22 protein-coding genes and 2 pseudogenes are annotated in these 24536 nt (G+C 56.9%); 10 read left to right on the top strand and 14 right to left on the bottom strand.

Annotation, left to right across the window (positions count from 1 at the left end):
* Positions 1-73: 73 nt before the first annotated feature.
* Positions 74-202 carry a hypothetical protein gene (locus GEV38_RS27515; protein WP_003253468.1) on the top strand — a complete coding sequence of 43 codons (129 nt, stop codon included), beginning with the start codon at positions 74-76 and terminating at the stop codon, positions 200-202.
* 143 nt (positions 203-345) lie between these two features.
* Here the strand turns inward: GEV38_RS27515 and GEV38_RS00195 are convergent, their stop codons facing one another.
* The 5 genes and pseudogenes from GEV38_RS00195 to GEV38_RS00175 all read right to left on the bottom strand — a co-directional run bounded on the left by GEV38_RS00195 (position 346) and on the right by GEV38_RS00175 (position 3149).
* The gene (locus GEV38_RS00195; protein ID WP_011953104.1) at positions 346-552 is read right to left on the bottom strand and encodes a hypothetical protein; all 207 of its coding nucleotides are present in this window, start codon (positions 550-552) and stop codon (positions 346-348) included.
* Between the two features lie 14 nt (positions 553-566).
* A complete protein-coding gene (locus GEV38_RS00190; RefSeq protein ID WP_011953103.1) occupies positions 567-791 on the bottom strand; it encodes a hypothetical protein in 225 nt (74 codons plus the stop codon).
* Positions 792-996: 205 nt separating this feature from the next.
* A pseudogene (locus GEV38_RS00185) lies at positions 997-1545 on the bottom strand (hypothetical protein); the annotation flags it as partial.
* A gap of 226 nt (positions 1546-1771) precedes the next feature.
* Entirely contained in the window at positions 1772-2080 is a 309-nt protein-coding gene (locus GEV38_RS00180) for a hypothetical protein (RefSeq protein WP_012312015.1), read from the bottom strand.
* 412 nt (positions 2081-2492) lie between these two features.
* A complete protein-coding gene (locus GEV38_RS00175) occupies positions 2493-3149 on the bottom strand; it encodes a hypothetical protein (protein WP_012312014.1) in 657 nt (218 codons plus the stop codon).
* Positions 3150-3355: 206 nt separating this feature from the next.
* On the opposite strand from GEV38_RS00175, the gene GEV38_RS00170 reads away from it, so the two are divergent.
* Positions 3356-4144 carry an NAD-dependent deacylase gene (locus GEV38_RS00170; RefSeq protein WP_012312013.1) on the top strand — a complete coding sequence of 263 codons (789 nt, stop codon included), beginning with the start codon at positions 3356-3358 and terminating at the stop codon, positions 4142-4144.
* A 317-nt stretch (positions 4145-4461) separates the two neighbouring features.
* On the opposite strand, the gene GEV38_RS27955 is transcribed toward GEV38_RS00170, so the two are convergent.
* The 3 genes and pseudogenes from GEV38_RS27955 to GEV38_RS00155 all read right to left on the bottom strand — a co-directional run.
* Positions 4462-4716 (bottom strand): STAS-like domain-containing protein, encoded by a 255-nt coding sequence (locus GEV38_RS27955; RefSeq protein ID WP_128337688.1) that lies wholly within the window; start codon positions 4714-4716, stop codon positions 4462-4464.
* A 174-nt stretch (positions 4717-4890) separates the two neighbouring features.
* Entirely contained in the window at positions 4891-5910 is a 1020-nt protein-coding gene (locus GEV38_RS27435; protein ID WP_015268415.1) for an ATP-binding protein, read from the bottom strand.
* Between the two features lie 423 nt (positions 5911-6333).
* A pseudogene (locus GEV38_RS00155) lies at positions 6334-6669 on the bottom strand (helix-turn-helix transcriptional regulator); the annotation flags it as partial.
* Positions 6670-6918: 249 nt separating this feature from the next.
* On the opposite strand from GEV38_RS00155, the gene GEV38_RS00150 reads away from it, so the two are divergent.
* From GEV38_RS00150 to GEV38_RS00125, 6 genes are all read left to right on the top strand, one after another.
* Positions 6919-9447, top strand: a complete 2529-nt coding sequence (locus tag GEV38_RS00150) for a heavy metal translocating P-type ATPase (RefSeq protein ID WP_135192439.1) — start codon at positions 6919-6921, stop codon at positions 9445-9447.
* A gap of 337 nt (positions 9448-9784) precedes the next feature.
* Positions 9785-9985, top strand: a complete 201-nt coding sequence (locus GEV38_RS00145; RefSeq protein ID WP_004575963.1) for a heavy-metal-associated domain-containing protein — start codon at positions 9785-9787, stop codon at positions 9983-9985.
* 265 nt (positions 9986-10250) lie between these two features.
* Positions 10251-11273 carry a cytochrome D1 domain-containing protein gene (locus tag GEV38_RS00140; RefSeq protein WP_011953096.1) on the top strand — a complete coding sequence of 341 codons (1023 nt, stop codon included), beginning with the start codon at positions 10251-10253 and terminating at the stop codon, positions 11271-11273.
* A gap of 138 nt (positions 11274-11411) precedes the next feature.
* Positions 11412-11867, top strand: coding sequence for a hypothetical protein (locus GEV38_RS00135; RefSeq protein WP_011953095.1), 456 nt, complete (start codon positions 11412-11414; stop codon positions 11865-11867).
* A 25-nt stretch (positions 11868-11892) separates the two neighbouring features.
* A complete protein-coding gene (locus GEV38_RS00130; RefSeq protein WP_011953094.1) occupies positions 11893-12168 on the top strand; it encodes a DUF2933 domain-containing protein in 276 nt (91 codons plus the stop codon).
* A complete protein-coding gene (locus tag GEV38_RS00125) occupies positions 12165-12824 on the top strand; it encodes an isoprenylcysteine carboxylmethyltransferase family protein (protein ID WP_011953093.1) in 660 nt (219 codons plus the stop codon). The genes GEV38_RS00130 and GEV38_RS00125 overlap by 4 nt, the downstream gene beginning before the upstream one ends.
* 414 nt (positions 12825-13238) lie before the next feature.
* On the opposite strand, the gene GEV38_RS00120 is transcribed toward GEV38_RS00125, so the two are convergent.
* The 6 genes from GEV38_RS00120 to GEV38_RS00095 form a co-directional block, all read right to left on the bottom strand.
* Positions 13239-13586 (bottom strand): copper-binding protein, encoded by a 348-nt coding sequence (locus GEV38_RS00120; protein WP_011953092.1) that lies wholly within the window; start codon positions 13584-13586, stop codon positions 13239-13241.
* Entirely contained in the window at positions 13583-16741 is a 3159-nt protein-coding gene (locus GEV38_RS00115) for an efflux RND transporter permease subunit (protein WP_011953091.1), read from the bottom strand. The genes GEV38_RS00120 and GEV38_RS00115 overlap by 4 nt, the downstream gene beginning before the upstream one ends.
* On the bottom strand, positions 16738-18204 hold the full coding sequence (locus GEV38_RS00110) for an efflux RND transporter periplasmic adaptor subunit (protein ID WP_054572530.1): 1467 nt from the start codon (positions 18202-18204) through the stop codon (positions 16738-16740). The genes GEV38_RS00115 and GEV38_RS00110 overlap by 4 nt, the downstream gene beginning before the upstream one ends.
* Positions 18201-19454 (bottom strand): TolC family protein, encoded by a 1254-nt coding sequence (locus GEV38_RS00105; protein WP_011953089.1) that lies wholly within the window; start codon positions 19452-19454, stop codon positions 18201-18203. Before GEV38_RS00105 ends, GEV38_RS00110 begins: the two co-directional genes overlap by 4 nt.
* A 470-nt stretch (positions 19455-19924) precedes the next feature.
* The gene (locus GEV38_RS00100) at positions 19925-21331 is read right to left on the bottom strand and encodes a heavy metal sensor histidine kinase (RefSeq protein ID WP_011953087.1); all 1407 of its coding nucleotides are present in this window, start codon (positions 21329-21331) and stop codon (positions 19925-19927) included.
* Positions 21331-22008, bottom strand: a complete 678-nt coding sequence (locus tag GEV38_RS00095) for a heavy metal response regulator transcription factor (RefSeq protein ID WP_011953086.1) — start codon at positions 22006-22008, stop codon at positions 21331-21333. Before GEV38_RS00095 ends, GEV38_RS00100 begins: the two co-directional genes overlap by 1 nt.
* A 166-nt stretch (positions 22009-22174) precedes the next feature.
* Here GEV38_RS00095 and GEV38_RS00090 point away from each other — a divergent pair, with 166 nt between their 5' ends.
* Both GEV38_RS00090 and GEV38_RS00085 read left to right on the top strand, forming a co-directional pair.
* Positions 22175-22381: a co-regulatory protein PtrA N-terminal domain-containing protein gene (locus GEV38_RS00090; protein ID WP_011953085.1), complete on the top strand. Its 207-nt coding sequence runs from the start codon at positions 22175-22177 to the stop codon at positions 22379-22381.
* 182 nt (positions 22382-22563) lie between these two features.
* Entirely contained in the window at positions 22564-24522 is a 1959-nt protein-coding gene (locus tag GEV38_RS00085; protein ID WP_012269846.1) for a copper resistance system multicopper oxidase, read from the top strand.
* Positions 24523-24536: the final 14 nt, after the last annotated feature.

The following is a 24536-nucleotide window of genomic DNA, read 5'->3' as shown; positions in this document are numbered from 1 at the left end:
CTTTGACAGCTGAGAGAAGCTGGACTAATTACATAGCTGCATTCAACAACCCAAGCGGAAAAGGAAGTTTTGCATGAGCATCAAGCCAGGCCCAAAGCGCACCAATGAAGATGGCACTCCGGACAAAAGGCAGCGAGTCACCCCTGAAAAGCAGAAGGACCATCCGGACCTGAAACCCCACAAGCACAAAAAGGGGGAGTAAGAAAAAAGCAGCTCTCGGGAGCTGCTTTTTTTTTGGGGCTGTGTGCAAACCCTCCCGACCGTCTCGCTGATCAATCGGACCGCGTCGTGAGTCTTCCGCTTGGCTTGATGGATTCTGAAGCTACCTCCGGATCGGTTATCCCTTCAGTGCGGACGACGAGACTGATATCCCAGAGCGTTGAGCTGATACTCGCTGACAGCCCGAAATTGTGATTCTGCGATTTGACGCAGGCGCTCAACCTCTTCGGCAGATGAGCCAGAAGCCTGCGCCTCGTGGTATTGCTTCATCGCATCCACTGCGTCGGTATACATGGGGTGGTCGGGGAGAAGAGCTGGTATCTTTTTCGTCATGTAGCGGCAGGTCCTCACTGGATAGTCGACGGTGGTTTACCTGCTTTGAGGAGCTGAAAATCAATGACCGCCTGATAGAGCGAATCTGCCAATAGGTGAAGACGCTGTACCTCAAGGTCTGGCAATCCAGCAGCCTCCGCTTCGTGGGCCTGTCGGATAGCTTCAAGCGCTTGCCTCATCAGTGGCTCACCAGCCTCGACCATTCCAATGAATGTGCGCTTCACAACATTTTGCTCCATTCAGCTGAAGATGAATTATAGGACACCGCGGCGTGGCAAGGCCCCGAGCAGCACAGGTGTTCGACGTCCGGCTGAACGAACCAATGAGGAGCGCGCTGGCCTGGGGAGTGGCCAGGGCGCGTGTCATAGCTACGTTGTAAACCACTTTTTTCACTGTAAACCACTGTGGTTTACAGTGAAAAAAAGTGGTTTACAGCAGGCCTCCTCAGGCCTGAGTCAGCTCCAGCAGATCGCCCAGTTCCTCCCGGGCCATCTTCACTCTATCCATTCTGCGATAAGGATGATCAACCGGCATCCGGATAAGAGATTCGAACCAAGCCGAATCGAATTTGATGACTTCCTTGTGAATGTGCTCAAGCTCACCTCCGCGAGGCTGTGACACTACAAACTCCATGCTTTCAACCAAGCCAGACGCTTCACTGTCTTTGACGATTCGATGGCGGATGAAACTCATTTTGAGATCAAAATATGCCGCCTTCGAACCAGGCACCTTCTTCGATTCCAGCCGACCAGTGCTGCTGATTTCCGCCCCCGGCACCTCAGCGGCAATAGCTTTCACCAGCTCAGCATTTCCACTGACCTTCTGGCCAAACAGGCGGGTGGCGTCCGACATGTAAGCAAAGATCCATGGCACATTGCGAAGCGTCGCGCCGGTATAGAGGTAGCCACGCTCTCCCTTGTAACGCTGCAGCATGCCTCTCAACGCGTTCTCGGAAAGGACCAGTTGGGTCTCTTTCTCCAGGATCGTGATCAGCGTGTACAGACAAGGGTCTTCGATTCGTCGGCTACCGAGACTGAGCGCACCCTACTGAGGCAGATCACCCAACCGGATGAGAACGCTCCGGTCAAAGCGCCTCGTCGTAAACCGCTTCCAAAGGCGACCGACGAAGACCTAGCACTAGCCTTCCATCGATACGTGGACTCACAGTCCCCGTCCTCACCTAAAAAGCCGAAGTAGCATGGCTGGTTTGGCTTTCAAATCAATGACCATCACGGAAGAAGTCATCCCTGGAAGCGAGGCCGAAGTCATCCTCGGGCTGCTGCGGATCACCTTCAAACATGTTGGCTGTGCGCCGCTCTTGCTTGAGGTAAGCGATGGTTTGGAAGAAGCAAGGTTCACATAGGTGTACCTCATAGCGCTCTCCGTCATGCAGTGCACCAAAGCCCCAGTGCGCCTGGAGCACCCCATACTGCAGGCTGCCGTTTTCCAAACGTGTGGAGGAGCCGCATACGTCGCAGCTCACGTCGACCACCGCTTCTGTTTCTACACGACCAGTGATTTTCATCATGAAGCCTCTGCCAACGTTGGGACAAATGATTACGCCAGAGTTGGGCCTTGGAGAGCATCAATATGCGCCGTATCGGTATTCCTGCGGCGAGAGTCGGCCGCCTGGGCCGAATAGCAAGTGGGAGGTATAACGCTCCAGAAAAGCTATGGCTTCCTTCTGAACGCATCCCTCGTAGTAGGCTCGCCGGGCTAGCGGAACTGTGGCCCGATTTTTCAGGCACAGCTTCACCAACTCTGATAACAAATAACCGCGAACGTCATATCGAGCATCAACCGCCTTGATCACCGTCGAATAGCAATCATGGAAGACGGGTCGCCAGTTACGATCGTTGCGGGGAGCTGGTTGACTGCTCATCTTTGATCCCCTGAGACACTATCCATCGGGCGCGTCACGGTATGCAATCTGAAGCCGTTCATCTAATCACACGTCTTCCTCTTGGCTTTTTCTTTGCCGCAGCTAGCACCCATTCTGGGGCGGATGACAGCAAGGCTTTGGGGGCGATACCGCCCAGAGACGAATTTTCTGATTGGAACCAAGCCGCCATAGACCACTCGTCCATGCGAGTCGAGAGAACGGACAATACGTCGCAAAGGCTGCTGATCGGTTGATAGCCGTTGCTACCGTCCAAAGCATAAGCGGGGAAGAAGTCGACCTTCCCAGGTCGAAGCGAGAAGATCTGACCATCAGCCAGTAGCTGGTCGGGGTCAACTCCACCCCCTGGGGTGGAGGTAGATGCGAGCTGAAGCCATTGCTTGCCTGATATCCAGTCTCCGCTTTGGAAGACCCTGGAGCGGATGAGCCCGGCTGAAACGCCACTCTTCAGGATGGATTGAGGCACCGACTCTGCGGGGAGAAAGCAGTCGATGATGAGATCTAGCGCTTCCTGGGGGTATTCATCCAGCCGCCACTCGAATAGATCGTTGTACATCTGCAGGCCACCAAGGTAAGCATCGATCGTCCGGTCTGAATTGGCTTCAATCGACAGGGTAGCAACCAAAGCGACCTTGCTTTTATTCAGGGCGGTTGAAGGCTCATGTCGGGTCTGGATGTGAGCAAAGGGAGTGGTCATATGCACCTCCCGCGATGGGGCTAGAGATAGCTGTAGGTCGGGTAGCTGAAATCCATTGGAGGTTTACTAGAGCGGTAGCAGCAGTATGCGGCACCCTGCGCTCTACGCTTGGTTTTCCGATCAAACGCGAGTGCTTTAGCTGGGATGTGCGGCCGTTACCGTGTTTACTGCAAGGGAGTCCCCGCTGCGGGGCTGAGGTGTGTCCAATGAGCAATTTGCAAAGAGCTGCTGAGGCTTTGCGCAGGTCCAAGAGGGTCGTTTTTTTCACGGGTGCTGGCATCTCTGCTGACAGCGGAATTCCGACCTTCCGCGACAAGCTGACAGGCCTCTGGGCGAAGCATGACCCTCAGCGTCTCGAAACAGCGGACGCCTTTCGCAAAAATCCAGCTCTCGTCTGGAGCTGGTATCTTTGGCGCCGGCAGCAGGTTGGCCAGGCCAAACCTAACTTGGCTCATCTATCTATTCCACGGATAGCTGATGCTGGCTGGAACGTATCTGTCGTTACCCAGAATATTGATGATCTGCATGAACGAGCCGGCTCCAGTTCGGTGATACACCTTCATGGCCGCTTGATGGACGTGAAATGCTTCGGATGCCACCGGCCAGCAGAGTTATCACCAGATCAACTGGCGGTTCCCCCGGCGGGACAGATGATCGAGCCTCCGCGGTGCACTCGATGCAACGGGAGGTTGCGCCCTGGGGTGGTCTGGTTCAGAGAGAATCTTCCAGAGGATGCGTGGCGTTCAGCAGTAAGGCTTGTGGAAGCCTGTGACTTGCTGATTTCGGTGGGTACATCTGGCGTAGTCATGCCGGCAGCCGGTATTCCAGATATGGCTCTGGCGGCCGGGGCAACCGTGATCCATGTGAACCTTGACGACGTGGGGATGGACGGGGCGGAAGAGATAATGCTCGTTGGGCCTGCAGGGGTGGTATTACCCGCTTTGCTTCAAGCCGCAGGAGTTGCAGGTCCGTTGCAGCTTGATGGTTTTACTTAAGGAGCCAAGCCAGCTCTCCAATCCGCAGATGCTGTGCACATTTTTTTGCACATATCTCACGCCACGATACCCCAGTAGATTCAGGCTTTTCGCAGCCTTTGCATAGGTGAGTCGCGATGGATTTCTACACATCTCAATGAGGAAACCTAAGCTCCGTTTTCCACGTATTCCTCCGCTACAGAACGCTTTTCTGCGGTGTGTCCCCTGACATTCGCTTTTCAGGGCGAGCTATGGGGGCCACTCAAGACGGCTATCTTTTGCCTGGCACCAATGAAAAGGCCCTCAATATTGAGGGCCTTAAATTCAATGCGGATCCGTCACGCGGGCATTTTTTGCAGCTGTCGAACTCGATCATGGACCACAAATTTAATGATTCCTTTGACATCGTTGGTGCAGTTTTCAAAGGCAAGGCGCGATACCACCTGGCGACCCTCCTTCAGAATCAGCGCCCCGATCAACTCGTCGACGAAGGACTGAGTGACATCGTTCCCAGCGAAATCTATGACAACGCTCTCACCACTGCTGAGCGAGCGTTCGATTTCGGTACGGTAGGGGATCGCTGAAGCTCGCATTCCGTACGTTCGGATAGAACTATCCCTACTTAATCGAATTTGAGTTTGCATGTCGTAACCCCTTGTATTGCATAATCCTTTTTTGCAGCCCGAGAGTTTCAGTTGACGCTGAATCTCCCATTTACCGCTCCTTGCATGATCGACTCTAGCCCTCGAGCTATCAAAAAGCCAGAGCTAGCGGAAATTCAGATCTAGGTCGAGATCGTCGTCAACCTGTCCTGCATCGTCCTTCGGCAGCAAGTCACTGATCGAAATGGTGGGCAGCAGCTCACGGGTACAGCTAAACGCGATCGATACACCATTCCACAGCGCATCATGCAGCTCCTGAGACTGCCGACGCTTTGTGTCATGTATGCCATTGCCGCTCACGATGATCAAACCACCGCCCGCCGCGTCTGCAATTTTTGCGGTAGTTGTTAACCCGATACCTTGGTTCTCGCTACCCAGGATCTGGGCCATCGCACCCCGGTTGCAGCTCACTCGCGGTTTGAGTGCCGCCTCGATCGCGTGCAAATGCGTGCGGTCATGAAGCTCAGGGTGATTCCTCAGTGTCGCGAGAAACCCACACCCATTATCGACGATGGCCATGCGTACAAGGTTCAATTTTGGATAAAACTGACAGGTCAGCCAAACGGCGGCGTCACCACGTCCCTCTCTGCGGGCGTGAGTAAGCGAGTTTTCCAATAGCTCCTTGAGCGAATACTCCAGAGGGCCCCGGTAGGAGTCAAACTCATTCCGTCCCGTGTGCTCGTCGACTGGGGCATCCGGGTCCGATTGAGTCAACCTTCCCGTAATAGCTCTAGCGAGGCGAGAGGCTGCAGCCTCTGCTTGATGGTGTTCGCTGATTTTGGTGATTTCCACCAACGAGGTGCTTCGGTCGTTTCGACGTCCTACCCCCGATAGATCTACACCCTCTACATCAATGTCCTTGAAAAAATCCATCCTGGCCAGGTAGGAGGTCAGGTCTCTGCTCAAAAACTGCATCGAAACTCGCTTCTGGACCAACTGGTTTTCAAACAACGCTCGCAGCGTGGCCATCCCTAACGGATCGATATACGAGAGGTTGCTAGCGTCTAAAACGATGTCACCAGGGCAGTTAATGATTTCTGCGCACACAGAAAACAGGTCATGGGGCGATCTTGAGCCAAGCCCCCAAGGAAGAACGATCGCGTTTTCAATATCGATGGCCTGCATGCAATTCCCTGGCAACGGAGCTAACCCTTTCGGATAGATATAGGGCTCGATAGTAGCCCATTGCCTGCCGGGTAAGCACTCACCTATTTTTTGACGAGTAGTGCCGGCATAGAATTGGCGCGCGGCAGTAGCGGCCTGTGGATGGTGGATCGCGCTCGCCTTGGGCTCAACACGCACGAAGAAAACACGGCCAACGCCCTGCCACGGGTCAGCCATTCAAGCAAAGATGGCCAGATCAAAGCCTTGTGCGAGAGCACTGGAGCAGGTTTGTGAGTCCGCCGAGCAGTTTCATCTCCGACGTCTGCTGTGGGCAAAGGCAAAGCTGGAAGGGGAACAGCGAAGAGTGACCCGATCAGCGCTGTACCGCACCGCATGTATCAGGTCTGGGGCTTGAGCTGTTAGATCGCATAAGGCTACCTTGGCCGGCAACTGGAGAACGAACTGCACCTCGTCTTCCAATGCGTTGGCGTGGAAGTAACTGAGGAAGTACTCGCTTTGACGGAACTGGTCAGAAGCGATCTCCTCCAGGCGTTACAGCCCACTGGGCAGGCCTTCCTGACAGGCCTGGTAGAAGGGGTCGAGCAAGTATAGGCCGTCCAGGCAGGAAAGCATGGACGGCGTTCCCCACCGGGAGCCGGCGTCGTACTCCTCCAGCGGCTTGGGCACTCCCTCGCCGGGGTACAAGGCAGCCAGCGCATTGTCGAAGGGCAACCACTGGTGCAGCAGCAGGATCAGCAACCTCCAGAAATGATCTATGCCATGACGCTACACCACAACAATAATCGACACGCTTACAGGAGCATTGATTGGCGTCACAGCTGTTCAAGGAGATGTTGTCTAGGCTGGACAATACGGCAGCGGCCGATATTTCCCACCCAGCTTGGGAGTTGATCATGACGGAGCCCATCGCCGTGGTACAGATCTGGCAATACCTTTTTGGCGGACTAAAGGCGGTATTGCACTGATCATGCTGGCCATATTTGGCCTGTTTTATGTGGCTCGTGCACTATGGCCACCTGTCACAGGCACTACAGTTATTTAATTTTGTTGCTCTGTCCGCTGACGCAACTCTTCGGGCACAACCATGGCGGGTATTCTCACCAGAAGGGTGAAAACTCGTCCAAACCGGACAACAAAGGGAACTACTTCATGCACACCGAATCGTGCCAGCATGACCATGACCATGACCATGACCATGACCACTCGCACCCGCATGAGCAACCGGATGGTAGTCAGCGCGATTTGGTATGCGGTATGACGGTGCCACCGGATAGTCGCTACTTCGAGCTATACGAGGGAAGGACATACCGCTTCTGCAGTGAAAAGTGCCTGACGAAATTCCGCGCAGCGCCTGTGCATTATCTTAGCCCTCCCCAGGACCAAGAACACGCGGGCCATCTCCACTCGGCTGCCCCGCAGCCAAGCAACGCGGCGGACGCCGAATACACTTGCCCGATGCATCCCCAAATCCGCCAGCGTGGGCCGGGCAGTTGCCCAATCTGTGGCATGGCCCTAGAGCCGGTAATACCGGAGCTTGAGGAAGACGAGAACCCGGAACTCAAGGACTTCTCCCGCCGCTTCTGGTGGACCTTGCCCCTGACGGTCATCGTGACCGTGTTGGCCATGACTGCCCACCAACTCCAATTGCTGCATGGTGCCACACAGAATTGGGTGGAGTTGATTCTGGCCACTCCCGTGACACTATGGGCTGGCTGGCCGTTTTTCGTGCGTGGGGTCGCATCGATTCGTAATCGCAGCCCGAATATGTGGACCCTGATAGGTTTGGGAACGGCTGCGGCGTACCTATACAGCGTTGCGGCCACAGTGTTCCCGCAGGTTTTCCCGACGACTTTCATGCAGGATGGCCGCATCGGTGTCTACTTCGAAGCGGCTGCAGTCATCATCTCATTAACGTTGCTCGGCCAAATGCTCGAGCTCAAGGCGCGCTCACAAACCTCCGCCGCCATCAAGTCGCTCCTGGGTCTTGCCCCCAAGACGGCCCGTCGCATCGGGGCCGATGGTCAGGAGGAAGATATTCCGCTCACCCACGTGCATACGGGCGACCACCTGCGCGTTCGCCCTGGCGAGAAGGTGCCGGTCGACGGGGTGGTCCTGGAAGGCGAAAGTGCTATCGATGAATCCATGCTGACAGGCGAGCCCGTGCCAGTGATGAAGAAAGCTGGGGATGCACTCATCGGTGCCACGCTGAATACCCACGGCAGCCTTGTGATGGCGGCGCAGAAGGTCGGCGCCGAGACAGTGCTCTCGCAAATCGTGCAGATGGTCGCGCGGGCTCAGCGCTCGAAAGCCCCGATGCAGCGGATGGCGGACACCGTGGCCGGCTATTTCGTCATGGGGGTGATTCTGGTCGCGCTGGTCACGCTCTTCGGCTGGGGGCTTTTCGGACCGGAGCCTGGCTGGGTCTTCGGCCTGATCAATGCGGTCGCGGTCCTGATCATTGCCTGCCCCTGCGCGCTCGGCCTAGCCACTCCCATGTCGATCATGGTCGCTACCGGGAAGGCTGCCAGCAGTGGCGTGCTCTTCCGAGACGCCAGTGCTATCGAGAACCTCTGCAAGATCGACACGCTGATCGTCGACAAGACCGGGACCCTCACCGAGGGCCGGCCAGTGTTTCATAGCGTGGTCGGTACCGGGCAGTTCATGCCACCCGAAGTCTTGCGCCTTGCCGCCAGCCTGGACCAAGGCAGCGAGCATCCGCTGGCACATGCGATTGTCGATCATGCGCGAGCGCATGGACACAGCTTGTCCAAGCCAGAGGCGTTTGAGTCGGGCTCTGGGATCGGTGTACGTGGCCAGGTGAACGGCAAACGGCTGCAGCTTGGCAACACGACCTTGATGGAAGAGGCTGGCCTCGACACCAGTCCGTTGCGAGACCGCGCCGAGCAGCTGCGTCTGGAAGGCATGAGTATCATGTACTTGGCCGTCGATGGCGTGCTCGCTGGCCTGCTAGCGGTGTCCGATCCGGTCAAACCCACCTCCAAGGAGGCGGTAACCCGGCTACAGGCAGAAGATGTGAAGGTCATCATGGCCACCGGCGACGGCCTGACTACGGCACGTGCGGTCGCGAAACAACTCGGCATCGAGGAAGTCCACGGAGAAGTGAAACCCGAGGACAAGGAGCAACTGGTGGCGCTCCTGCAGGGCGATAAGCGCCGGGTTGCCATGGCAGGAGATGGGATCAACGATGCCCCTGCGCTGGCCCGGGCTGATGTCGGGATCGCCATGGGAACTGGCACCGATGTTGCCATGAACAGCTCCCAGTTGACGCTGGTCAAGGGCGACCTGATGGGCATCCTGCGGGCCAGAACACTATCCGTGGCCACGGTGAAGAACATGCGTCAAAACTTGGGCTTCGCATTCTTCTACAACGCTATGGGCATACCGCTGGCGGCAGGTTTGTTCTACCCGCTTACCGGCCATCTATTGTCACCGATGATTGCGGCATTGGCCATGAGCGTAAGTTCGGCTTCCGTGGTATTCAACGCACTGCGGCTGAAGCGCGTAGTCACAGACTGAAATGGGCACACCGCAACCTATGAGAGGAAGTTCCGCCATCAGCGTTTCAACGCCTGATCCATATGACTGACTGTCTAGGGCTTTGGCCTTAGCGGGTATGTCCGCGAGTTCGGCGCCAATCTGGTCCTGATGGAGGACATCGGGCAACTGCGACGTCCGCCATCTTCTGCCAAGATCGTAAGGGACAATTGTGATGCAGCAGGGGCCGCCGCCAGAGGAGTTGGACAAGATTTCAGGGCGAAGATAAATCCTTTGACCGGGCCTTGACCTTGTCATCGTGTCAAGGTTGAAGCTGTAAATGCGGCGAGAAAAGCCGTACCAGCATGAGAGGCCCGCTATGTTCGTTTTGGAAGTTTCCGGTATGGGATGTGGCAGTTGTGTCAACAAGATCACCAAGGCCATCCAGGCTGCCGATGGCGACGCGAAGGTGATCGTTGATCGTGCTGCCGGTACAGTGAGTGTCCAAAGCAACATCGAGGCGGAACGCGTCGGTGCACTGGTCCAGGCGCTTGGTTACCCAACCAAAGTCAGTCGCTAAGTCTCGTTACCGCTCAGATGGCAAGCCGCCGTGCCATGTTTCATGGCGCGGTTTCTTCATATACAGCCTGATGTCGACTGACTCCGGGTCGGGATAGCCAGCAATACTCCCCAAGAAATGGACGGCCTTCGATCACCCAGTGCCGAGTCAAGCTGTGGACGTTGACGCTGATCAAGAAAATGCTTCGCGATTGGTGTTTATCTTGAGTAAATGTATAGGCCAGCCTGGCTCACATACCCCGGCCCCTCGTTGGAGCTCATTCACAATGATGACTGCCAAGCGGTTTAGTTCTATGGCCTTGGGGATATCCCTGCTCATCCCTCTGGGGCTGGTCATGGCAAACCCTACGGGTAACGTCTACACGGCCAATGAACGGTCCGCTTCCATTAGCCAGGTAAATCTTGCGACAGGTGATGTGAGCACGGTCGCCTTGCCGATCGCACCCCACAACCTACAGGTTTCGCCCGACGGCAGCTTGCTTCTGGTTGTTGGAGTGGCTGGACATGCGGGGCATTCGAGCGGTGAAAAGCCCGGTGGGCAGTTGCTGGTGTTCAGTACCAGCGCGCTGGACAGGCCACCGTTCAGCTTCCCGGCAGGCGATCACCCGGCTCATGTGGTCACCGACGTCACCGGGCTGCGAGCTTTTGTGACCGATTCCGCTGCCAACCAGGTGCGAGTATTTGACCTTGAGCAGCGAATCGAGTTGCCCGGTATTCCAACTGGGCGTTATCCCCATGGGCTGCGCTTGAGCCCTGATGGCCGGACACTCTATATCGCGAACATGAAGAGCGACAGCGTATCGCTTATCGATGTCGTCACACTCAAAGAAACCGCGCAGATTCCCGTGGGCAAAGGCCCTGTCCAGGTCGGCTTTGCCCCTGACGGTCGCCTGGCATTCGTCTCGCTCAGTGCGACAAATCAGCTTGGCATCATCGACACGGCCAGACGCAAGGTGATCAGCAAGGTTGATGTCGGCCGCACGCCAATCCAGATGATGGCCACCGTTGACGGTCGCCAGGTCTATGTCGCGAATCAGGGCAGTGGCCAGAATCCGGACGACCGAGTCTCCATCGTAGATCTCCAGACGCGTAGCAGCCTGGGCACCGTGACCACCGGCAAGGGTGCCCATGGTGTGGCCATCAGCAGCGACGGCGCTTATGTGTTTGTCAGCAATATTGAAGCGGGCACCGTATCTGTCATCGATACGAGCAGCCGAAAGGTCGTTGCTACCCATAAGGTTGGCGCCGGGCCAAACGGGATCAGCTTCGAGCCGCCGAGTGCCCAATAATAGCCCGTCGGTGTACAACCCGAGCACGACGCGAAAAATGAGCATTCACGCCGGCGCAGTAATTTGCTTGTCGTGCCAGGTGAGGCCTAGCGCCCAGACCAAGGCATCCGGCTTTAAAACAGTGCTAAGGAGATGATGATGAACAACGTTCGAAATTTACTGATCGGACTTTGTTTGGCCGCAGCGTCCGTGGGCGCCATGGCGCAAAACACCGATGAACACTCGACACATCACCCGGCCGATGCGCCAAGCGCGGCGGCTACCGAGAAGACGCCTTCTCAGCCAATGGACAAAGGGCAAATGGCGGCGATGGACCAGCAAATGAAGGCCATGCAAGCCATGCACGAAAAGATGGCTGCAGCCAAAACGCCGGAAGCCCGTCAGGCGTTGATGGCCGAGCATATGGCGCTGATGAAAAATGGCATGGCCATGATGAAGTCCATGGAGGGTGGCATGCCTGAAATGGGGGGCATGCATGGCGGCATGGGCGGGGATATGGCCGCCCGCCACCAGATGATGGAAAAGCGCATGGACATGATGGAGTCGATGATGCAGATGATGATGGACCGCATGCCATCTGCTGCATCGAAGTAACCCATCTCCTTTCCCAGGAGTCGCTATGAACCCTCACTTCGATGAAAACGGCTCACCACACAGTTTCTGGCGTTCACGCTATGCAATCGGCCTGGTGGTAATCGGTGGGATCGCCGTCTACTTCCTGCTCACCGAGCACCTTGCCCATGTCGTTGGAGCCCTGCCTTATCTGTTGTTGCTCGCCTGTCCGCTGATGCATGTCTTCATGCATCGAGGACATGGGGGACACCATCACCAGGGCCAGAGCAAACCGGCCCCCTCCGATAAGGCTGATATCCATAAGCCGGGAGATCCATCATGAATCATGGTGAAAGCGCGTATGGCCTCTGGTCGCTGGTTTTCATCAACTCCGCGATCTTCATCATGTTTGCCTTCAGTTTCTTCAAGCCGGCAACGGCGAGAGACTGGAGGAGCTTCGGTGCATTCTCGGCCTTCATCGTTGCCCTGTTTGTGGAAATGTATGGCTTCCCCCTGACGATCTATCTGTTGTCAGGCTGGTTGCAGGCCAGGTTCCCCAACCTCGATCTGCTTTCCCACGAATCCGGCCATCTGTGGTCGACGTTGCTCGGTGACCAGGGCAACCCACACTTCAGTGTTTTGCACATTGCCAGTTACCTATTCCTGGGTTTCGGCTTCTATTTGCTTTCTGCCGCCTGGAACGTGCTATATCACGCGCAACGCCGCCGTTCACTTGCAACGGTCGGGCCCTATGGCTGGATCAGACATCCGCAGTACGTGGCATTTGTGCTGATTCTTCTGGGCTTTCTCCTTCAGTGGCCGACGCTGCTGACGCTGGCAATGTTCCCGGTGTTGCTGGTGATGTACGGGCGTTTGGCGGTTTCCGAAGAGCGGGAAATGCACAAGCAGTTTGGCGCTGCCTACGAAGCTTATACCCGCGTTACGCCTAGGTTCGTTCCGCACCTGCGCGAAAGGTTGGGTGGGGGTCATAGAGGCTGAAGCGTAGGACGAAGGAGCTACATGCCAGGAGGGTTTCAGCGGCAGTGTTTCTAGCGGGAATAGGGTATCCAAAGTCTGTTTGCTCGGATAACACTCTGAGTTGTCGCGGGTTTTCTTGTCGACAAGCTCGGTGGAATCCTTGTTGGCGTTCGGATAACTCAGGCAGTTGGATGACTTTGCGATGCCCTGTCCGCTTTCGACCCATATAGATCGTGATGCACGAAGATCTCTGCTCAAACGTCAGCTACTACTCTGATCTGAATGCATCCCGGCTACAGAGCGCAAAGACCAACTAGCGTCCCGAGGCACAGAGCTGAAGGCGGCGCGGTCAGGAATTGCGGCAGCACTTTTTCCAAAGTTTGGCTAAATGACCCTGCCTATCAGCTCTAATAGGCAGGGTTAGAAGTCAATCCGTCACTGCTTGCGAATGCCTACGATCGTCGCTGTGCCCCCATTCATTCGGAAATCGAAGCTGACCTTGTCGCCTACCTTGAGTCCCTTGAGTTGCTGCTCGGTAGCGCTGAAGCCCATGGTCATTGCCGGCCATTTCAGGGCTGATACTGGTCCATGCGCCAAGGTAACTTTACCTGGTTCCAAAGCTTTGATGGTTCCCTCAGCCGATGCAGTCGGAGCCGCCTGGCTGCCTTGGGTCTCGTTGCCTTCCATGGGCATATTCTTCATATCCGTGCCATACATGTCTTGGGCCTGCACCGCCGCCGCAACGGCGAACACCAGGCCAGCGCTGATCAGTAGCTTCTTCATCGGGTTACTCCTGTTTGGGGGTTATCGTGTACAGCGAGTCCGCGGCGCCTGACGAGCCAGTAAGCCGCAGGGATTACAAATAGTGAGAGCAAAGGCGCGGTGAGCATGCCGCCGACCATGGGTACAGCGATCCGGCTCATGACTTCGCTGCCGGTACCGCTACTCCAGAGGATTGGCATCAAGCCTGCGACGATCACTGCTACGGTCATGGCTTTGGGGCGGATGCGCTGCACGGCCCCTTCGCGGATAGCATCCAGAAGCGCAGGTTGCCCCTGCGTACCGTTGCCGTTTCGTTCAGTCCAGGCATTGTTGAGGTAGATCAGCATGATGACTCCAAACTCTGCTGCGACCCCAGCCAAGGCGATAAAACCGACACCCGTGGCCACCGACAGGTTGTAGCCCATCATGTACAGCAGCCATACGCCGCCGGTTAGCGCAAATGGCAAGGTAGCCATGATCAGCAGCGCTTCACCGAGGCGGCCAAACGTGAGGTAGAGAAGGACGAAAATAATGGCCAGCGTCGCCGGTACTACCCATGCTAAGCGCGCATTGGCGCGCTCCAGGTATTCGAACTGCCCGGAATAGCTCAAGCTTATGCCAGGATCGAGCTTCACCTGCTGATCGACTAGCCGGCGCAGGTCGGCAACGACGGAGGACAGGTCCCGTCTCCGCACGTCGATATACACCCAGCCCGAGGGGCGCGCGTTTTCACTCTTGAGCATGGGTGGACCGTCCGCAATACGCACCCGTGCCACGGTTCCCAGTGTGATTCGCCCCCCTTGGCTGGTGTAAATCGGTAGCTGCCGCAGGGCATCAACAGAGTCACGCCACTCCCGTGGGTACCGAACACTGATGGGATATCGCGCCAGGCCTTCTACGGTTTCGCCGATGTTTTCGCCCCCAACGGCGCCGGCAACAATCGCTTGGACATCAGCAATGTTCAGGCCGTAACGCGCTGCGAATTGGCGGTCGATATCCAGATCGATGTAGCGTCCACCGGTTAATCGCTCGGCGAGGGCGGAAGTCACCCCTGGAACCGTTTTGGCCACCTTCTCGATAGCCAGAGTCACCCGGTCGATCTCATTCAAATTGCTGCCGGCAACCTTTACGCCGATCGGGCTTTTGATACCGGTTGCGAGCATGTCGATACGGTTTCGAATCGGTGGGATCCAGATATTGGTTAGCCCAGGTACCTGCACGGTACGGTCCAGCTCTTCGATCAGCTTCTCAGTGGTCATCCCTGCTCGCCACTGATCCTTCGGTTTAAGTCGGACAGTCGTCTCGAACATCTCCAGCGGGGCCGGGTCGGTCGCTGATTCAGCCCGGCCCGCTTTACCGAAGACACTGGCGACCTCCGGTACCGTTCGGATCAGCCGGTCCGTACGTTGCAAAAGCTCAGAGGCTTTCTGCGCCGAAAGACCTGGCAGGGCAGTCGGCATGTACAGCAAATCGCCTTCATCCAGTGGCGGCAAGAATTCGCCGCCGAGCTGGCTCAGGGGCCAGACACTGCTGAGCAAAATCAACAGTGCACCCGCCAACGTGAGCTTTGGCCGGCGTAGAACGATCTCCAATGCTGGGCGATAGAGCCGTATCAGGGTTCGATTGAGTGGGTTGCGCTCTTCTGCCGGTAAACGACCCCGAATCCAGTACCCCATCAGCACGGGTACCAGGGTAACCGAAAGGCCCGCTGCTGCTGCCATTGCATAAGTCTTGGTGAATGCGAGGGGCGCAAACAGCCTTCCCTCCTGAGCCTGCAAGGTGAATACCGGTATGAAGGACAGCGTAATGATCATGAGGCTGAAGAACAGCGCAGGCCCGACCTCGACTGCTGCCTCAGTCATCACTTTCCAATGATCTTCGCCACGCAACGACTTTCCAGGGTGCCACGTATGCCAAGCCTCAACCCGTTTGTGCGCGTTCTCAATCATCACCACAGCGGCGTCCACCATCGCACCGATTGCAATGGCTATGCCCCCAAGCGACATGATGTTGGCGTTGATGCCCTGGTGGCGCATGACGATCAGGGCAATGAGGACACCAACCGGAAGCGAGACGATGGCGACCAACGATGAGCGCAGATGCCAAAGAAATGCAGCGCACACCAGTGCGACCACGATGAACTCTTCAATCAGCTTCTGGCTCAGATTTTCCACAGCACGATCGATCAACTGGCTACGGTCGTAGGTAGTGACCAGCTCGACCCCGGCAGGCAGGCTTTTTTCCAGCGATTCAAGCTTGGATTTGACGTGAGCGATGGCATCTTTCGCATTCTTGCCACTGCGCAGAATTACTACGCCGCCCACCGCTTCGCCCTGTCCATCAAGCTCGCCGATGCCGCGACGTGCCTCAGGGCCCAGCTGTACAGTGGCTACATCGCCCAGTGTTACGGGTATACCCTTCGCAGCCAGGCGCAGGGGAATGGCTCGGAAATCATCGAGTGACTTCAGATAGCCGGAAGCCCTTACCATGAACTCAGCTTCGCCTTGTTCGAGCACGCCGCCACCGGTTTCCTGATTGGCCTTGGCGATGGCGTCCGAAACCTCAACTTGAGTGATTCCCAAGCTGGCCATGCGCAGCGGATCGAGCACTACCTGGTACTGCTTGACCATCCCGCCTATCGTCGCCACTTCGGCAACGTCCGGAAGAGTTTTCAACTCGAAGCGCAGGAACCAGTCCTGAAGGCTGCGCAGCTGTGCCAGGTCATGGGTACCACTGCGGTCCACCAGCGCATACTGGTAGATCCAGCCTACACCAGTGGCATCGGGTCCGAGCACTGGCTTAGCGGACGCCGGTAATCGAGACTGAACCTGGCTTAGGTATTCGAGCACCCTGGACCGCGCCCAATAGAGATCTGTGCCGTCCTCAAACAACACATATACGAAGCTGTCTCCAAATGCTGAAAAGCCCCGCACTGTCTTGGCTCCGGGTACGGAAAGCATTGTGGTGGTCAGGGGATATGTCACCTGATTTTCCACGATCTGCGGTGCCTGCCCTGGGTAGGAGGTGCGGATAATCACCTGCACATCTGACAGGTCAGGCAACGCGTCGATCGGCAAACTGCGCAGAGAGAAAACGCCCCAAGCTACGGCAAACAGTGTTGCCAGCAGGACCAGGACGCGGTTGCCAACCGACCAACGAATCAGGTTCGCGATCATGGCTGGTTCTCCTGCTGGGTTATTTGCTCGATGACCATGCCTTCATCGCGCTCGCGCACTCCAAACCGGATGCGTTCGCCAACCTTGAGTCCGGCAATCAAGCGGGGATCTGCCACAGGGAAAGTCATCGTCATACCAGGCATGCCCAGCGTCACGAACGGTCCATGAGCGATGGTCAGCTGATTACCTTCTATTTGAACGATGCGCCCATTGGCCTGATGTAGAGCCGGCTGTACAGGTTGCGCAAGTGGAGCATCGCCAGCAGTAACGGCCTCGATACCTTTCAAGCTCGCTTCGGAGTCCAGCAGAAACTGCCCGGACGCCACAACGCGCTGGCCCGCCTGAAGGCCTCGCAGCACGACCACCTGGCCAGCACTTTCCTGGCCGAGCACTACTTCCACCGGCCGGAATCGACCTCCGTCTTCTGACGCCATTACGAGATCGCGTTTCCCCGTCCGAATGATCGCCTCGGCTGGCACCAGTAGGCTGTCATCCTGTTGCCCGGACGGATGGAGGGAAACCTGCGCGGTCATGCCTGGGCGCAACCGGCCGCCGGGGTTGGGCAGTTCTATACGAAGCCGCAAGGTGCGGCTTTGCAGATCCGCATCAGCCAGCAATGCGGTCAGCTTGCCGGGAACAGGTTCGCCTGGGAACGCTGCCAGATTCGCCTGCACTGCCTGTCCTTCCTGTAGGCCTTGGGCTTGCGCTTCAGGTACTGCGGCCTCAAGCCAGACGTTCGCGATACCATTGATCTTCGCCAACGTTGCACCCGGTGTCATTGTCATGCCTGGCCGCAATTCCAGAGCCTGAAGGACGCCTGCTGTTGGGGCCAAGAGCGTTACCGAATTCTGGACCCTTCCCGTACGGTCAATCCGGTTGATAAGATCGGCAGGCATACCCGCCAGCAGTAGTCGTTGCCGAGCTGCAGCGCGCAATTCATTGTCCCCAGATCGCTGAAGCGCCAGGTACTCTTCCTGCAAGCCCGCCCATTCAGGCGTCAACACATCTGCCAATGGGGCGCCCTTGGCAACCACGTCGCCTGTAGCGCGGCCATAGGTGCGTTCGACGTAGCCACCGGTACGAGCCTGCAGAACGCTAAAATCCCGCTCATCGAAGGTAAGCACGCCGCTCACCTGGAGGGTTCGAGCAAGCTGCCCTTTCGCTACGGTAGCCAGACGGACCCCCAGGTTTTGTTGGAGCCCCTGTGAAACTTGAACTGCGGGGCTCACCTCAGCAGCGGTGCTTTCCTGGTACTTCGGCACCAGTGGCATGTCCATGAAGGGCGACTTGCCCGGTGCTGGAAAGTGCTGCTGGGGGTACATCGGGTCATACCAATACAGCACCTTCTGTAGCGTTTCAGGGGAGGCAGTGGACACCTGCCCACGCTTTGCTAGCTGATAGCCAACGCCACCGCCGATAGCCAACGCGGCCAATACCACAAGGCTGATAGTTGAATTTCTCATGCGCGCACCTCTCCATACGCGAAGTGCAGCCGTGCAGCTGTCGCGGCCAACTGTCCTTGCAGATCGATGTCTTGCAGTCGTGTTTCAACCCGCTGACGTCGAGCGGTGAGAACCTCACTTAAGGGTGATTTACCGGCTCGATAGTCAGCAAGGGCGAGGCGGACTCGATCCTCCGCTAGCGGTAACAATGTTTCACGGCTGCGCTGCACTGCTCGCTGCAATCGCTGGTAATCCGCAAGATCTGTCTCCAGCTGCGCTTTATGCTCACGCAATGCCGCTTCCTGTTCGTCCTCCAGTTGCCGGACTTGTGCGCGACGTGCCGCGATCATCGGGTCCTGCCGTGAGCCAGCGAACAAGGGCAGTTGGAAACTTACCTGCAGGCTCACCATATTGCTGAATTCAGGCCCGCGCCGCTGGTAATCCACCTGCCACCCCCAGTCCGACTTCTTTTCTGCCAAGGCTTGGTGCACTTGAGCTTGTGCTTCCCGCGTAAGGGCGTTGTAGGTCGCCAATTCTGGATGTGCATGTATAGCGTGTAGATAGTCCGGCGCGCTCACTGGCCAGCGCGGAAATGCTTGAGCTTGCGGATCAGCATCCTCTCCAATCCATCGCTTGAGTGCAGCCCGTGCCTGAGCGGCCTGTGTGAGCAGAACATCTTTTTGCTCATCGAGTTGCGCAGCTTCCTGGTCAGGAGCAAGTGCGTCGGCCGTCGCGCCGGTACCGCCGGCCAGGCGTGCGCGGATTGCTGCGGCCAACAGACGGTTTTCTTTGTAGAAGTCCTCAAACTGCTGCAGTTTCCGTTGAACGGTGTACGCCGCGACCCAAGCTTGGGCTGTGGCAGCACGCACTTTTAAGCGCTCGAACACCGCCTCTGCATCGGCTCGCTCAACGCTCGCTCGTGCCGTCTCAACTCGTGCCTCCCGCTTGTCCCGGTTTGGTACTTCCTGGGAGAGGCCGACAACCTGCATCGTCATGAAATCGCGGTTCATGCTCCAACGATCACTGCCGTCAACAGGAAGGTTCTGCACTCCTAGGTTGAGACGTGGATCAGGCAGCTCGCCTGCTGGGATCACAGCGTGTCGAGCGGCCGTCATTTGCTCTTGCCTGGCCTGGAGGATGGGGGCATTGCGTTCGGCAAGTTGAAGCGCTTCCTCCAGAGACAACGGTGTAGCCTGAGCCGGTAACGTCGACAACAGGCTGATCAGAGCGGCCAGACATGCCATCCCTAATCGGTAACGTGGGGGAGTCATGGAAATGATTCCTCAAAAAATCAGCGCGCAAGCGCATGCCATCATCCGGCTGCAAAACAGGACGATGGGGTGAATTTAAGAGGTAATCAGGCGCGGGGTGGCCGCCAAGGGTCAGGAGGCGCCCTGTTTACGAGGCTCACCGCATAGGTATCTACTGGCCTAGGCGCAGAATAGGTGAGCGTGGGGTTAATTATTTCGACCTGAACTGTGCTCGCGGTTCTACACTCCTGGCCCACTTTGCAGGCTTTGGAGTGGTCGGCAGCTGATCCTGGATCAGTATCCTGGCAACAATCGTGATCCATCCCCGCCATCATCTCCATCCCCATGGTTTGCATGGGGCATGGTTCAATGGCTGAGTCGACTCCCGCCATGCCGTTGAGAGGAAGCGATGCGATTAGAAGCAGGATGGTGAACAGTCGTAGGAGCCGGTTCATGATGGCCGAGTATAGGTTACACGCATGAAATGAGCATTAAGCCGTTTGAGGCTTGGAAGTGGATTGTTTGGCGTGCGGCAGAGCGATGTGAAAACTCGTCACGCCGTCAGCGGAGGTACACCAAATTCGCCCACCATGAGCCTCGATGATCGAACGCGTTATGGCCAGACCCAAGCCGGCGTTGCTTGGGCTTCCTTCCCGCCTTGCAGGGTCAGCGCGATAGAACCGGTCGAAGATTTTGTTGATATGTTCCGGATCAATCGTGGCCCCATTGTTCTGGACGGACAGGTTCACTTGATCAGCCGCCTCGACAATCCGGACGGCGATATCGTGGCCTTCGGGGGTATAGCGCAAAGCGTTGGATAGAATGTTGGAAACCGCCCGGTCAATCATTAGCCGGTCACCACGGATCGTACCTTCGCCTTGAAGGGCAAGCCGAATGCTTCGGTCTTCGGCTGCAAGCTGGTAGTACTCAATCAGTCTGGACACTAGCCCGACCAGATCGATATCAACCTGCTCGGGGATGATCAAGCCGTTATCAGCTTTTGCCAGGAACAGCATGTCATCGATCATGCGCGACATGCGCTTGAGGTCTTCAAGATTGGAGTAGAGGTTGTCTTCGTAGGCATCGAGGTCGCGTTTTTTGGTCAGAACGACTTCGGTATGCGTCAGAAGATTACTTACCGGAGTCCGCAGCTCATGTGCGATGTCGGCTGAGAAGTTTGATAGCCGGACGAACGCGTCTTCCAGGCGTGCAAGCATTCCGTTGAAGGAGAGGATCAGCTCCTGCAATTCAAGCGGCACGGGCTCCAATGGAATTCGCTCGCGAAGGGACCGGGCAGACATGGATGTCGCCACCTTGGTGATCTGCCCAACCGGCCGAAGACCGCTCTTGGCCACGATCCACCCCAATCCTGCACTAACCAGAGCGCTGATGACCAAGCCAATGCCGAACCACCATTGCAGCGTCTTGAAAAAGTGGGCATGGCTGGTGACATCCAGCATCAACATGACTGTTACCGGCGCCTGCGCCTGCGCTATAGCCAGTTGAGAGGTAATCCCCCGGAAGTTCCGCGAGTCGATTTGCCAGTCCCAAACGGCGCCAGAAGAGGCCTGCTTAAAGCGCTCAGGGATGCGGGATGCCTTGGAGTCCGAGAACAGGACAGTACCGTCAGCATCAAGAATCTCCGCAGAAAGGTCCTGATGAGCCCCCAACAAAGCACGCAGTTGAGGCTCCTGATCCTCAAGTTCATCACGTGCTGCTGAAAGTGAAAGGATGTGCCGGGTGGATTCGAGTTTCTCGGCCAGGGCTTGCTCATCCAGCATCTGGAAATGGTGCTGACTGAGCATGTAGAAGCTCACGCCGGCAACGACCAATACGGCGATGACCGCGAACATGAACATGAGGGTAAGGCGTTTAACGAGCGACGATTGGGCGCGCATTACTCGGGAACATCCATCAGATAGCCCATGCCACGAACTGTATGTATGAGCTTGGGGGCGAAATCGTCATCAATCTTGGCCCGCAACCTACGAACAGCAACCTCGATCACGTTAGTGTCGCTGTCGAAGTTCATATCCCACACCTGCGATGCGATCAGGGACTTCGGCAGTACCTCGCCGCGTCGGCGCATGAGTAGTTCCAGTAAGGAGAACTCCTTGGCTGTGAGGTCGATCCGCTTGCCATTTCGGGTGGCCCGGCGCTTAAGCAGGTCTACCTCCAGGTCAGCCATCTTCATAGTGGTCTGAGCATAGCCACTGCTGCCTCTTCGCAGCAAAGTGCGCACACGCGCTAGCAGTTCCGAGAATGCAAAGGGTTTGACCAGGTAATCGTCAGCCCCGAGTTCTAACCCTTTCACGCGATCGTCCACGCCATCACGGGCCGTCAAAAACAAGACTGGGACCTCTTTCCCTGCCGCACGTACCATCCGCAGCACCTCCCAGCCGTCTAGCCCCGGCATCATTACATCAAGAATCAGCAGGTCATACGCCTCGCTCAAAGCGTATTGCAGCGCGTCGGTCCCTGTGACCACACGATCGACGGTAAAGCCTGCCTCCGTCAGCCCTTGCTGCAGGTAGGCCCCGATTTTTGGCTCATCTTCGGCTACGAGTAATTTCATCTGCTGCGCCCCCTTGGATGCCCTTCAGTGTGCAGCAAAAAAGGCACCCAACCAGAAGCTGACGGAAAAGTAATGTCGGGCTCAGCTTGCTGACAGTGCCGGGTAGCTAGCTTGAGCACTGTGAACGGCGCCAATCAGGCGAAACTGACCCTTAGAGGAAACGCAAATGAACATGATCAAAGCGATTGTGATGGTAGTCACCTTCGGCATGGCGAGCCTCGCCCTGGCTGAAGGCGGCGCGGATCGCACCTTCGCCAGGATGGAAGCTGCACGTGCATCTTCCATGCAGGCTTACCAGGTTGCTCAGGAGAAAAAAGCAGAGGCTCCTGTTACCGCCCAAAGCCAAAAGCACCCCGGCCACGAGAGCTGCTGAGCTTAGCTTACAGAAATGTAATCACCCCGGAATCTGAACTATGTCAGCTTTCGGGGTATTGCCTCCCGCAATCCTTGTGCTTTGGCGAAAGTCTACGAGGCTTGGGGGAGCTCAATTGAAACCAGATGGCTGCGGATCCCGCAGTCTGGATATCAGCGATCTACCTGATTGGACGCAACGGCATGCAAAGCAAAACCACGAGACGTTCATTCGTCAAAGGCCTGGCTGCTACCGGACTACTGGGTGGGCTGGGCATGTGGCGCGCGCCGGTCTGGGCCGTAACCAGCCCTGGCCAGCCTAACGTACTGACCGGCACCGATTTTGACCTGTACATCGGGGAGCTCCCGGTGAACATTACCGGGGCAGCTCGAACGGCGATGGCCATCAACGGTTCGCTGCCAGGACCAATACTCCGTTGGCGCGAAGGCGACACGGTCACGCTACGGGTTCGCAACCGCTTGAAGCAGGACACGTCCATCCACTGGCACGGCATCATCCTGCCGGCGAATATGGACGGCGTGCCGGGTCTAAGCTTCCATGGCATCGCTCCCGACGGCATGTACGAGTACAAGTTCAAGGTCCACCAGAACGGCACCTACTGGTACCACAGCCATTCGGGCTTCCAGGAGCAGGTCGGTGTTTACGGTGCGCTGGTGATTGATGCCAAGGATCCAGAGCCTTTCACCTACGATCGTGACTATGTCGTCATGCTGAGTGATTGGACCGACGAAGACCCGGCGCGGGTTATGTCCAAGCTCAAAAAACAGTCGGACTATTACAACTTCCACAAGCGCACCGTTGGCGACTTCGTCGACGACGTGAGCGAGAAAGGTTGGTCTGCTGCTGTGGCCGATCGAAAGATGTGGGCCGAGATGAAGATGAGCCCAACCGATCTCGCTGACGTGAGCGGGCACACCTACACCTACCTCATGAACGGCCAGGCGCCAAATGGGAACTGGACGGGAATCTTCAAGCCAGGGGAGAAAATCCGGCTTCGCTTTATCAATGGCTCGGCGATGACCTATTTCGACGTGCGGATCCCCGGCTTGAAAATGACGGTTGTCGCAGCCGACGGTCAGTACGTTAAGCCAGTGTCGATCGATGAATTCCGGATTGCCGTTGCTGAAACCTACGATGTCATTGTCGAGCCTGAAAACGAGCAGGCTTACACCATCTTTGCTCAATCCATGGATCGCACCGGCTATTCAAGGGGTACCTTGGCTGTCCGTGAGGGCCTGCAGGCACCGGTGCCGGCTGTAGATCCAAGGCCTCTCATCTCCATGAGTGATATGGGGATGGACCACGGCAGCATGGGTGGCATGGATCACGGCAGCATGGCCGGTATGGACCACAGCAAGATGGCTGGCATGGACCACGGCAGCATGGCCGGTATGGACCATAGCAAGATGGCTGGCATGGACCACGGCAGCATGGCCGGTATGGACCATAGCAAGATGGCTGGCATGGACCACGGCAGCATGGCCGGTATGGACCATAGCAAGATGGCTGGCATGGACCACGGCAGCATGGCCGGTATGGACCATAGCAAGATGGCTGGCATGGACCACGGCAACATGACCGGTATGGACCAAAGCAATATGGCCGCCAGCGGTGCCATGCAGAACCATCCCGCCTCCGAAACAAACAACCCTCTGGTCGATATGCAGACCATGACCCCTACGCCAAAGCTGAGCGATCCGGGGATCGGGCTTCGCGATAACGGGCGTCGGGTTCTCACGTATTCGGATTTGCGTAGCACCTTCATCGACCCTGACGGCCGGGAACCTGGCCGGACAATCGAACTGCACCTTACCGGGCATATGGAAAAGTTCGCTTGGTCCTTCGATGGGATCAAGTTTTCTGACGCAGAGCCGCTGCGGCTCAAGTACGGCGAGCGCCTGCGTATTACCTTGGTCAACGACACCATGATGACTCACCCCATCCATCTGCACGGCATGTGGAGTGACCTGGAGGATGAGGACGGCAATTTCATGGTGCGAAAACACACGATCGATATGCCGCCTGGCTCGAAACGAAGCTATCGCGTAACCGCAGATGCACTCGGGCGCTGGGCCTATCACTGTCACCTCATGTACCACATGGAGATGGGCATGTTCCGAGAAGTCCGCGTGGACGAATGAACTGGAGATACGAG

Source organism: Pseudomonas sp. 13159349, assembly GCF_013305685.1.
Classification (GTDB): domain Bacteria; phylum Pseudomonadota; class Gammaproteobacteria; order Pseudomonadales; family Pseudomonadaceae; genus Aquipseudomonas; species Aquipseudomonas asiatica.
Note: the sequence above shows the minus strand (reverse complement) of the source record. Positions and strands in the feature narration are given on the sequence as shown.

What these genes read in the sequence shown, in the direction of transcription:
- GEV38_RS00135 (WP_011953095.1), top strand. Translation starts at nt 11,412, where the DNA reads ATGAACAACGTTCGAAATTTACTGATCGGACTTTGTTTGGCCGCAGCG.
- GEV38_RS27435 (WP_015268415.1), bottom strand. Translation starts at nt 5,910, where the DNA reads ATGCAGGCCATCGATATTGAAAACGCGATCGTTCTTCCTTGGGGGCTT.
- GEV38_RS00095 (WP_011953086.1), bottom strand. Translation starts at nt 22,008, where the DNA reads ATGAAATTACTCGTAGCCGAAGATGAGCCAAAAATCGGGGCCTACCTG.
- GEV38_RS00085 (WP_012269846.1), top strand. Translation starts at nt 22,564, where the DNA reads ATGCAAAGCAAAACCACGAGACGTTCATTCGTCAAAGGCCTGGCTGCT.
- GEV38_RS00120 (WP_011953092.1), bottom strand. Translation starts at nt 13,586, where the DNA reads ATGAAGAAGCTACTGATCAGCGCTGGCCTGGTGTTCGCCGTTGCGGCG.
- GEV38_RS00150 (WP_135192439.1), top strand. Translation starts at nt 6,919, where the DNA reads ATGGCCACCTGTCACAGGCACTACAGTTATTTAATTTTGTTGCTCTGT.
- GEV38_RS27515 (WP_003253468.1), top strand. Translation starts at nt 74, where the DNA reads ATGAGCATCAAGCCAGGCCCAAAGCGCACCAATGAAGATGGCACTCCG.
- GEV38_RS00175 (WP_012312014.1), bottom strand. Translation starts at nt 3,149, where the DNA reads ATGACCACTCCCTTTGCTCACATCCAGACCCGACATGAGCCTTCAACC.
- GEV38_RS00140 (WP_011953096.1), top strand. Translation starts at nt 10,251, where the DNA reads ATGATGACTGCCAAGCGGTTTAGTTCTATGGCCTTGGGGATATCCCTG.
- GEV38_RS00125 (WP_011953093.1), top strand. Translation starts at nt 12,165, where the DNA reads ATGAATCATGGTGAAAGCGCGTATGGCCTCTGGTCGCTGGTTTTCATC.
- GEV38_RS00190 (WP_011953103.1), bottom strand. Translation starts at nt 791, where the DNA reads ATGGAGCAAAATGTTGTGAAGCGCACATTCATTGGAATGGTCGAGGCT.
- GEV38_RS00180 (WP_012312015.1), bottom strand. Translation starts at nt 2,080, where the DNA reads ATGATGAAAATCACTGGTCGTGTAGAAACAGAAGCGGTGGTCGACGTG.
- GEV38_RS00170 (WP_012312013.1), top strand. Translation starts at nt 3,356, where the DNA reads ATGAGCAATTTGCAAAGAGCTGCTGAGGCTTTGCGCAGGTCCAAGAGG.
- GEV38_RS00100 (WP_011953087.1), bottom strand. Translation starts at nt 21,331, where the DNA reads ATGCGCGCCCAATCGTCGCTCGTTAAACGCCTTACCCTCATGTTCATG.
- GEV38_RS00130 (WP_011953094.1), top strand. Translation starts at nt 11,893, where the DNA reads ATGAACCCTCACTTCGATGAAAACGGCTCACCACACAGTTTCTGGCGT.
- GEV38_RS00115 (WP_011953091.1), bottom strand. Translation starts at nt 16,741, where the DNA reads ATGATCGCGAACCTGATTCGTTGGTCGGTTGGCAACCGCGTCCTGGTC.
- GEV38_RS00195 (WP_011953104.1), bottom strand. Translation starts at nt 552, where the DNA reads ATGACGAAAAAGATACCAGCTCTTCTCCCCGACCACCCCATGTATACC.
- GEV38_RS00105 (WP_011953089.1), bottom strand. Translation starts at nt 19,454, where the DNA reads ATGACTCCCCCACGTTACCGATTAGGGATGGCATGTCTGGCCGCTCTG.
- GEV38_RS00090 (WP_011953085.1), top strand. Translation starts at nt 22,175, where the DNA reads ATGAACATGATCAAAGCGATTGTGATGGTAGTCACCTTCGGCATGGCG.
- GEV38_RS00145 (WP_004575963.1), top strand. Translation starts at nt 9,785, where the DNA reads ATGTTCGTTTTGGAAGTTTCCGGTATGGGATGTGGCAGTTGTGTCAAC.
- GEV38_RS27955 (WP_128337688.1), bottom strand. Translation starts at nt 4,716, where the DNA reads ATGCGAGCTTCAGCGATCCCCTACCGTACCGAAATCGAACGCTCGCTC.
- GEV38_RS00110 (WP_054572530.1), bottom strand. Translation starts at nt 18,204, where the DNA reads ATGAGAAATTCAACTATCAGCCTTGTGGTATTGGCCGCGTTGGCTATC.